This is a genomic window from Burkholderia sp. APQ4-4ca (assembly GCF_057837105.1).
Genome location: NZ_JBYQCG010000141.1, coordinates 1 through 6,544 on the forward strand (window position 1 = coordinate 1; position 6,544 = coordinate 6,544).

Consider the following 6,544-nt stretch of genomic DNA (forward strand, 5'->3'; position numbering starts at 1 on the left):
GTCATCGAAACGCCCGGCCTTCTGCGCGGCTTCCGCCTTGTTCTGCGACAGCGCCGCGAACGCGTCCTGCTCTTCGCGCGTGATCCCGTATTCCTTCGCGACGTTCTCCGCCGTGATGCCCATGTGGTACTGGTTGTACACGTCCCACAGCCCGTCGACGATCATCGTGTCGACCAGCTTCGCGTCGCCCATCCGGAACCCGTCGCGCGAGCCCGGCAGCACGTGCGGCGCCGCGCTCATGTTCTCCTGGCCGCCCGCGATCACGATCTCCGCGTCGCCCGCGACGATCGCGTTCGCCGCCAGCATCACGGCCTTCAGGCCCGAGCCGCACACCTTGTTGATCGTCATGCCCGGCACGGCGCTCGGCAGCCCTGCCTTGATCAGCGACTGCCGCGCCGGGTTCTGCCCGGAGCCGGCCGTCAGCACCTGGCCCATGATCACTTCGCTGACCTGCTCGGGCTTCACGCCCGAGCGCTCCAGCACCGTGCGGATCACCGTCGCGCCCAGTTCCGGCGCCGCGATCTTCGCGAGCGAGCCGCCGAATTTGCCGACCGCGGTCCGCGCGGCCGATACGATCACTACATCCGTCATGTTCAGTTCCTGCATCGAAATCAGTTCGTCGTGGTGACGCCGGCACGAGGCGGTTGCACGTGGCGACGGCGTGCGTCGGGCCACCCGCCGCGATCGCGGTCGCACGCCGCCGTACTAGCGGGCGACCTCCGTTCGCATGGACGGCACGGCACACCGCGGCACGGGCAACCGTGCACGGGCGTCTTGCGGCGAACCGGACGTTTGCCGGACCCGCGCGGCACACGCGGCGTCCGGCGCCATCCGGCGCCGATCAATCGTGTCGCGCCTGCGCGCGACACGCATTCACGCGCGCATTTATGCGATTACGCAGCCGATTCGCGCGCAGCCGCTGCGTCCTTGCGGGCGGCGGCCGCCGTCTGCTTCGCGCCGCGCGCGGCCGTTTCGCCGACCGCATCGAAGCCGCTCTGCGCCGCCTGAATCGCCTGCCCCGTCGCCGCGCGCACGGAATCGGCCGCGGCGCTCGCCGCGGACAGCGCCGAATTCAGCGCGGCCACCACGGGCGCCGAGCCGGCCGGCGCATGCTTCGACAGTTCGCCGAGCACGTCCTTCAGGCGTTTGTCGTTCTGTTCGTACTGCGCCTGCGCGACCTTCGCCCATTCGGACTGCGTCGACACCGCGATGTCGAACAGATGGCGGCCGTACGACACGACCTTGCCGGCCGCTTCCTGCGGCGCCGCGACCTGCTGTGCGAAGCCCGCCGCCGGGTTGTTGCTGTTGAATGCGTTCTTCAGCTTGTCCTCGTATTCCTCGAGCGCCGTCCGGGCCGCTTGCAGGTTGAGTTCGACGACAGCCTCGAAACCTTGGATCGCCGGACGGGCGACCGCGAACCACGCGGCGATACCGGATTGATAATCGGCGGCGAGTTTTTCGGGGGCAAATACGGACATCGGGCACGCTCCTGTTGGCAATGCGAGAGACAAACGTAAAGAAAAACGGAAGCTTGATCGGCAGTCGCTTCCTCATTGGCAACCCGTCGCCTGGCTGGGCGCGGGAAGTTGAAGGAAGCCATTCTAGATCGATTAATTGTCAATTAAATGGCATTAATGATAAGTATAAACCCTTATTACCCTTTGAGGCGACCGCCGTGCCTCGGGCACGCGCCGAAATATCAGACAGGATATCGCCCGCTCCGACCGGCAATGCCTTTTTACCTTTTTACAGCATACCGCATCATGACCCCGAGCAACATTTACCCACTCATTATTCTGTTTATTAGAAAACCGGCCTGCATTGAAACGCAGCGAACGCCCATGTAATCGTTTTTCGGGATTTATTATGAAATCGTTTCCGGTATTATTAATAACCAAATCAATGATCGGAAGAATCATGGGCTGCGATAAAAACAAGGCCGCTTGAAGCGGCCTCGGTCGATGCGGGCAGATGCGGGCTCAGCCGGCCAGTTCGCGATGCAGCGCGCGGAACTCCTGCGCGAGCTTGTGCGCCGGCTCGAGATGGATCACCGGCGTCGACTGCTGATGCGATTCGCGGATCTTCACCGATGCGGACAACCGCGACGCGAGCACCGGCAGCCCTTCGTCGACGAGCTCGTCGACCAGCCTCTGCGGCAGGCTCGCGCGCGGCTGGAACTGGTTGATGACGATCCCTTCCACTTCGAGCGCCGCGTTGTGGTCCTGCTGGATTTCCTTCACGTTCTCGAGCAGCGTGTACAGCGCGCGGCGCGAGAAATCGTCGCAGTCGAACGGGATCAGGCAGCGCTCGACCGCGATCAGCGCCGAGCGCGTATAGAAATTCAGCGCGGGCGGCGTGTCGATGTACACGGCGTCGTACATGTCGAGCTCGTTCAGCGCGTCGCGCAGCTTGTAGATTTTGTAGCGCGATTCGAGCTTGCCGTGCAGCGTGTCGAGATCCGGATGCGCGGGCATCACGTCGAGCCCGTCGAACGGCGTCGCGTGGATGAACGACGCGACGTCGACCGGACGGAAGTTGAAGGTCAGCGCGGTTTCGAAGAAGCCGGCGACGCCCGGTTGCGCATCGGCCGCGGCGTCGCCGAGCAGGTAGCGCGTCGAGTTCGCCTGCGCATCGAGATCGATGACGAGCGTGCGCAGTCCTTCGCTCGCGCTGATCGCCGCCAGGTTGCAGACGATCGTCGACTTGCCCACGCCGCCCTTCTGGTTGAATACGACCCGCCGCATGGTGCCTCCTCGATCGAACGCCGAAACGGCCAGCTTAGCCGATCAATAATGGCGACCGCGTGACGCAGGTCGAATCGGGCGCGACTGGTACGCGACTTATACGCCGCACGCGTCAGATACGCGGCACCGCGCCCGATACGTATCGGTTGCCGGGCACGCTCCACCGCCACGGGAGATCCTGGCCGACGCGAATGCCGATGCGCGGCCCGCCCGCGAGATCGGCGGGCGGCGCCATCCCGTCGTCGACGATCGCGAACCCGTCGCGCGCGCCGATCAGGTCCACGCCATCCTGCGCGCCGCCGATCCCCATCGCCTGCGTCAGCCGGGCCGGCCCGCGGCACAGGTCGCGATCGCGCGTGCGCGGCGGCCGCGCCGCCCGCATCCGGTCGAGCCCGTGCAGCGGCTCCAGCGCGCGGATCAGCACGCCCGTTCCCGCGCCGTCCGGGCCGCACACGCAGTTGCAGCACCAGTGCATGCCGTACGTGAAATACACGTAGAAGTGCCCGGGCGGCCCGAACATCGTCGCGTTGCGCGGCGTCTTGCCGCGATAGGTGGGCCGGATCGAGCGCCCCCGCATACGCTTCCACTTCGACGATGCGGCCGGCCCGGCCGTCCGCCGCCGCGAGGATCTTGTTGAGCAGTTGCGGCGCCACCTCGGTGGCCATGCGATTGAAGAATGCGCGCGGCACGATGGTGCCCGGCCATGGCGCCGCCTTACTGCGCCGCATCGTGCTCCTCCGTCGTCGTGGCGAGATGAAGCTCGCGGTACGCATCGACCAGATCGGCGAGCCCGAATGCGAGGTTTCTGCCGCTCGGGTTCGGGAGCACCCACACTCGCGCATACTGGATGCGGGCGGGTTGCAGCCCCCACGCGACCTCGCGTTGCCGCGACAGCGCCGAATACGCCGCCTTGCCGAGAAACGCGACGAAGCGCGGCGCATGCTGCGCGACCTTCTGCTCGAACCCGGCGGCCGCGGCCGCGAATTCCGCGCGCGAAAGTTGATCGGCACGGGCGGTCGGCCGCGGCACGACCGCCGTCAGCCCGCAGCCGTAACCGAGTATCGCGCGATCGTCCTGCGGCGAAAGTTCCGTCGGCGTGAAGCCCGCGAGATGGATCACGCGCCAGAAGCGGTTGTTCCGCCCCGCGAAGTGACGGCCGGTCGCGGCCGCGAGCAGGCCGGGATTGATTCCGCAGAACAGGACGTCGAGATGGGGCCAGATGAGGTCGGGAAGTGCGTCAGCCACGTTTGATCCGGAGAGCGGCGTGCGGGAACGACGTCAAACGAAACAAGGCCCGAAAACCCGGGCCAAGCGACTGGCTTGACTCGGACATTCGGGCCCATCGTGATGCGAAGGTGCGACTGGCGATCAGAACGGTTAGCGGAACATGCCACTGTAAAAAAAACTGCCAACCTCTTGAAGCGCCACAAATTCCAATGAACGATGATGGCCACTTGTAACGAACCGTCCAGCAAAGGCTAGGCAAGCCCTTTGTACGATGACCGATGCGATCGAAATCGTGAACCCTTGCGCCTCGAACGGCGGGCTGCTCACCACCGAATCGACTACGTCGCTCAAGGTTCATATCCTATAGGCAACGGTATACGATAACAAGCGCATCATGCTCTCGGCGTAGCGATCGCTTTTTGGCAGGGTTCAGTCGAAGATCAAGCGCTCCTGCAGGATCCCCGTGTCGAACGCTGCGCTAGCGCCTCGTCATTGAGCACAGCTTGCAAATCTCCAGTCCCAATCGACGTGCCGGTATTGCAGGCATGCATTTGGTGACGGTAGCTCGGCTCCCCAGACAGCAAGAGCCTGTCAGATTCAACTACTCACGACAAACGTCTGTTGACTCGCTATTAGCGCGGCGCCACACGCGGTCTTCATCCCATCCAGCGCTACCGGTCGACCGTCTATCGCATACTGGTTCGAACCCTGGACAATGGGAAAGACACCACTGCATTTCGGGCACGCAACCATGTGTCCAATACCTGCTGGTGGGCGACCGTTTAGGTCGGCACGCTCGAAGCCTTCGAGCACCAAGCCGCCATGATCAGTTGAATCACCCTTGCGAATGATCGGCTTTGTCAATGCAGCCTCCGCGTCGCACTATCTATCCAAATAACTTACGTAGTCCTTCAAAAATCACGGACCTCTCAACGTAACCAAAAGCAGAAATCGCGCACACAACACCAATGGCCGAGTACAGCAACAACATCTTGTTGATCGCCAACATGTCCGCCCACGATGCCTTCGTGAGCACTGCAAGAATAAGTGCAGCCGCAACTCCACCAGCGATGATAACCACAGGGAAAATCGCGCCTGATGGAATCACCGCCTTCACCCAAGCCATCGGGTAAGACAAAACCATTGCCGAAAAAAATGCAACCACAAACGCAACGACGGCGAACAAAAGCGAGACAATCCCAAAGTCCCGAATGGAAAGAAGCCCAATCAACACTCCGCCCACAATTGCGGCTGTCAAGCTCGCTCCAAGCAACTCAGAGAATCTCACTTTTTATCTCCTTGACACCCCATATATTTAAATATGTTTGCATCGACTTTACCCCACAACGAATCAGCAGCCCATTCATTAATCTTCGGGAGATATCCGGTTCCCTCGCCGTAAGTATGGATACTGATTGAATTACCGTCGTCCGATACCCATCGCCTGACAATCCCTGGTGAGAGCAAGTGGCGCCCTGGCTCGGTAACGTTGATTACCGTCGCACCACCATCCTTGACAACATGATGCACGTACCCTACCGGTAACGCAAAGCTTTCCTGTCCATTCTTGATGGGTTCCCCCGACGCACCGGGAGCAGGATATCGAAGCAATCCTTCAACTGCACTCTTGTAGTTGCACTTTGGATTCGTCTTTTGACAAGAATTAACCACATTGTATGAATGGAATCTCGGATTCGATTCATCAAACGACGGAACTCCATCTGCGTCAACACCGGCAACTCCATCCTTACCTGGCGTATACAACCCAAGCGGATCATATTCAGACGCCGGATTCGATTCGGCATATGCAAATTTGTTTAGACCACCAACAATCCCGATCGGGTCTTGATTAATGTACCGCGCTACTTGAGGATCGTAATACCGATATCGGTTGTAGTACAAGCCGGATTCCAGATCGCGATACTGCCCTGGGAATCGAATCGGATTATCAATTTCCTCTGCAATATGCATCCGCGCTTGACCATAGCCTTTGAGATCGACGGCCCATACCACCTTACGCTCGTCGTCGAGCATCGCAGACAGGCAACGGTGCACCTCAGAAGAGTCGCTCGCTGTGGGTCCGAGCACGCTCGCTTGGCCTTCCGTCATCGACAACAGCGCAAGCGATTCCGCCGGGCATTCTGATTCACCCGCGTACGCGCGGGCACGCCACAGTATCCGTGCGTCACGCGGCTTCATCATCAATCGCTCCCTGCACCAGGAATGCGCAACATCTCCGTGTCCGTGTTGAACATTCGAATGTTCTGCTGCCTGCCATGGGCAAGGTAGCGCTGAACGCGCTCTCGCAAGACGAACTCGCTGCGAGGGCGTCGCTGGCTCGCCCAAACCTCGCGAGCGTCGAACAAGGACGGCGGGCAAACCTCCGACTCTCCACGCTTTCGCGGTTAGCCGAAGTGTTAGGTGTCGACGTTGTCGATTTCTTTTGCGACAGGTCGGTAGATGAACAGCAGCCGGTCGGCGAAGACGCCACGGCCCGAGTGATAGCAAACGTGAAACGGCTGCGCAGTGAGGCAGGGCTGAGTCAAGAAGCACTCTCGGTGAAAGCGCATCGA

9 protein-coding genes and 1 pseudogene are annotated in these 6,544 nt (G+C 61.4%); 1 reads left to right on the plus strand and 9 read right to left on the minus strand.

What is annotated here, in order from left to right; all coding sequences use genetic code 11:
* The 9 genes and pseudogenes from AC3IFE_RS17725 to AC3IFE_RS17765 form a co-directional block, all read right to left on the minus strand.
* On the minus strand, positions 1-591 hold a 591-nt coding region (locus AC3IFE_RS17725), incomplete at its 3' end, for a thiolase family protein (RefSeq protein ID WP_489191358.1).
* Between the two features lie 302 nt (positions 592-893).
* Positions 894-1,478: a TIGR01841 family phasin gene (phaP, locus tag AC3IFE_RS17730; protein ID WP_089468454.1), complete on the minus strand. Its 585-nt coding sequence runs from the start codon at positions 1,476-1,478 to the stop codon at positions 894-896.
* A gap of 501 nt (positions 1,479-1,979) precedes the next feature.
* Positions 1,980-2,744 carry a ParA family protein gene (locus AC3IFE_RS17735; RefSeq protein ID WP_089468455.1) on the minus strand — a complete coding sequence of 255 codons (765 nt, stop codon included), beginning with the start codon at positions 2,742-2,744 and terminating at the stop codon, positions 1,980-1,982.
* Between the two features lie 112 nt (positions 2,745-2,856).
* Positions 2,857-3,517, minus strand: a pseudogene (locus AC3IFE_RS17740) (DNA-3-methyladenine glycosylase).
* Positions 3,459-3,989: a G/U mismatch-specific DNA glycosylase gene (mug, locus tag AC3IFE_RS17745; protein ID WP_489191359.1), complete on the minus strand. Its 531-nt coding sequence runs from the start codon at positions 3,987-3,989 to the stop codon at positions 3,459-3,461. The pseudogene AC3IFE_RS17740 and the gene mug overlap by 59 nt, the downstream one beginning before the upstream one ends.
* 132 nt (positions 3,990-4,121) lie before the next feature.
* Positions 4,122-4,322, minus strand: coding sequence for a hypothetical protein (locus tag AC3IFE_RS17750; RefSeq protein ID WP_489191360.1), 201 nt, complete (start codon positions 4,320-4,322; stop codon positions 4,122-4,124).
* Positions 4,323-4,568: 246 nt separating this feature from the next.
* Positions 4,569-4,835, minus strand: coding sequence for a PAAR domain-containing protein (locus AC3IFE_RS17755; protein ID WP_489191361.1), 267 nt, complete (start codon positions 4,833-4,835; stop codon positions 4,569-4,571).
* Positions 4,836-4,857: 22 nt separating this feature from the next.
* Complete coding sequence (locus AC3IFE_RS17760) at positions 4,858-5,259, minus strand: hypothetical protein (protein WP_089468458.1); 402 nt, start codon at positions 5,257-5,259, stop codon at positions 4,858-4,860.
* Positions 5,256-6,173, minus strand: a complete 918-nt coding sequence (locus tag AC3IFE_RS17765; RefSeq protein WP_489191362.1) for an RHS repeat-associated core domain-containing protein — start codon at positions 6,171-6,173, stop codon at positions 5,256-5,258. The genes AC3IFE_RS17760 and AC3IFE_RS17765 overlap by 4 nt, the downstream gene beginning before the upstream one ends.
* Here AC3IFE_RS17765 and AC3IFE_RS17770 point away from each other — a divergent pair.
* A partial coding sequence (locus tag AC3IFE_RS17770; RefSeq protein WP_489191363.1) for a helix-turn-helix domain-containing protein occupies positions 6,152-6,544 on the plus strand: 393 nt, incomplete at its 3' end. The genes AC3IFE_RS17765 and AC3IFE_RS17770 overlap by 22 nt on opposite strands.

Coding starts and splice junctions, on each gene's coding strand:
- phaP (WP_089468454.1), bottom strand. CDS start 1,478: ATGTCCGTATTTGCCCCCGAAAAACTCGCCGCCGATTATCAATCCGGT.
- AC3IFE_RS17735 (WP_089468455.1), bottom strand. CDS start 2,744: ATGCGGCGGGTCGTATTCAACCAGAAGGGCGGCGTGGGCAAGTCGACG.
- AC3IFE_RS17765 (WP_489191362.1), bottom strand. CDS start 6,173: ATGATGAAGCCGCGTGACGCACGGATACTGTGGCGTGCCCGCGCGTAC.